The organism is Synechococcus sp. R55.8, assembly GCF_047461895.1.
GTDB lineage: Bacteria > Cyanobacteriota > Cyanobacteriia > Thermostichales > Thermostichaceae > Thermostichus.
In genome coordinates, this window is sequence record NZ_JANSIB010000172.1 from 1 (window position 1) to 1861 (window position 1861).

Here is a 1861-nt window from a genome sequence, read left to right on the forward strand (position 1 = left end):
AAGATAAAAGCCGCCCTGGTCGCGTCAGCGGGCCGTAGGCCTTAGGGCGGGGCTTTAGACCCAGTTTTTTGGTAACTGTTCCGGGGTGGGACGGGCAGGAGTGTCGATCACCGTGTGCTGAAAGCCCGTGGGCGTGGGAGTGGTGGGATCCCCGGCCAATACCTTGATAGGAAAGGATGATCCCCGTTCTGCCCAGCGAGAGGCCGAGCGATTGGGATCGGCGTCGATCAACAGGGCCATCCCCGACCCACCCAAAGGGGCTGCCCCTTGTTTTTGCTGAAGGTAGAGGGCCAGGTGTACCGCCGTGGTGGTTTTGCCCACGCCCCCTTTGAACCCCAAGACCGCGATATTCATCTGCCACACACCCTCCCACCCTGGTTTTACTGCCCAGTTGCGCAGGCGGCAAGAGGCAAAAGTGGGCATTGGGGTCTTGGGGCAACTCGGGAGAGCCGGCCGCGGGGAGAAGTTCTCCCGGTTGCGCAATCTTTAGGCTTCGCCGGTAGGATATCCTTGGCTGGCATAACCGGCTGGCTTTGGAGAATCTGACCATGCCTCATCTCTCGCGATCCCATTCCCCCCTTGGCTTGGCTCGCTCTTGGTCTATTCCGCTGGGGTTGTGTCTGGCCCTGAGCATAAGCGCCTGTGGCGGTGGGGGTTCCAGTCGCCCGCTTCCCCCAGTCTCAGCTCCTCCCACAGGACGAATTGAGGGATCCCATTTCGACGATCTCAACGGCAATGGGCTGCGGGATCCGGGGGAGCCGGGGCTGCCGGGCATTACCACGTTTTTGGACTTAAACGGCAATGGCCGCCTCGACCCGGGGGAGCCCAGCACCGTCAGCGATGCCAGCGGTAACTTTCGCTTCTCCAACTTGCCCCCTGGCACCTACCGCGTCACCGCCCTTTTGCCCCCAGGGCGAGTGTTCACCACGCCGCGCTCAGGCTTGGGGCTGGAGCGGATTGTGGGCGGCAGACCTGCTCCCGAAGGGGCCTTTCCCTGGATGGTGGCCTTGCTGAACGCGGCTGAGCCGGATCCTTTTCAAGCGCTGTCTTGCGGCGGATCCCTGATCGCGCCGGAGTGGGTAGTTACCGCTGCCCATTGTTTTTTCGACGAACAAGGCAAGCAGGTAGTGAGTGCCCAAAATCTGGATCTGCTGTTGGGTACCAACCGCTTGCAAATCGGTGCCGGCCAACGCATTCGCGCCGCGCAAATTGTCCTCAACCCCGGCTACAACCCCCAGGTGGGGAAACTTGGGGGGAACGACATTGCCCTGGTGCGCCTTTCTCGGCCAGTGGCTCTGGCCACCCTGCCACTGGTGCAGCCCAACCAAACCAACCTGACGGCCCCTGGCACTGCCGCCACCATCCTCGGCTGGGGAGCTACCTTCCCCCGCGCCCTGGATCAAGAACCCAGCGGCTTTCCCCGAGATTTGCAGCAGGCCACCGTTCCCATCGTCTCCAATGCGGTGTGCAATGCGCCCCAATCCTACAATGGCACCATTTTAGATACCATGCTCTGCGCCGGCTTTCCTCAGGGGGGAGTCGATACGTGTCAGGGCGATAGTGGTGGGCCTTTGATTGTGTCCAGTGGCACGGGTTTTGCCCTGGCCGGAATCACCAGTTTTGGCATCGGCTGCGCCCAGCCCAATTTCTATGGGGTGTATACGCGGGTGTCTAGCTTCGCCGGTTTTGTGCAATCGGTAATCGGCAGTGCCCCCAGCCCAACTCCAGCACCACCCTCCCCTCCACCCCCCACCGGGACAACTGCTTCATTCGTTGTCAATTTGAGGGAAGGTGAGGTGGTTGCGGGGCTCAACTTTGGCAGCCGGCTACAGTGAATAGGAACTGTAGCAGCAAGCAGCGG

Annotated in this window: 2 protein-coding genes; one reads left to right on the forward strand and one right to left on the reverse strand. The window is 61.5% G+C overall.

Translation table 11 applies throughout. From position 1 onward, the window contains the following. Positions 1-54 precede the first annotated feature (54 nt). Positions 55-354 (reverse strand): AAA family ATPase, encoded by a 300-nt coding sequence (locus tag NW829_RS12175; RefSeq protein WP_414417191.1) that lies wholly within the window; start codon positions 352-354, stop codon positions 55-57. 194 nt (positions 355-548) lie between these two features. Here NW829_RS12175 and NW829_RS12180 point away from each other — a divergent pair, with 194 nt between their 5' ends. Continuing rightward, positions 549-1835, forward strand: coding sequence for a trypsin-like serine protease (locus NW829_RS12180; protein ID WP_414417192.1), 1287 nt, complete (start codon positions 549-551; stop codon positions 1833-1835). Positions 1836-1861 lie beyond the last annotated feature (26 nt).

Coding starts and splice junctions, on each gene's coding strand:
- NW829_RS12175 (WP_414417191.1), bottom strand. CDS start 354: ATGAATATCGCGGTCTTGGGGTTCAAAGGGGGCGTGGGCAAAACCACC.
- NW829_RS12180 (WP_414417192.1), top strand. CDS start 549: ATGCCTCATCTCTCGCGATCCCATTCCCCCCTTGGCTTGGCTCGCTCT.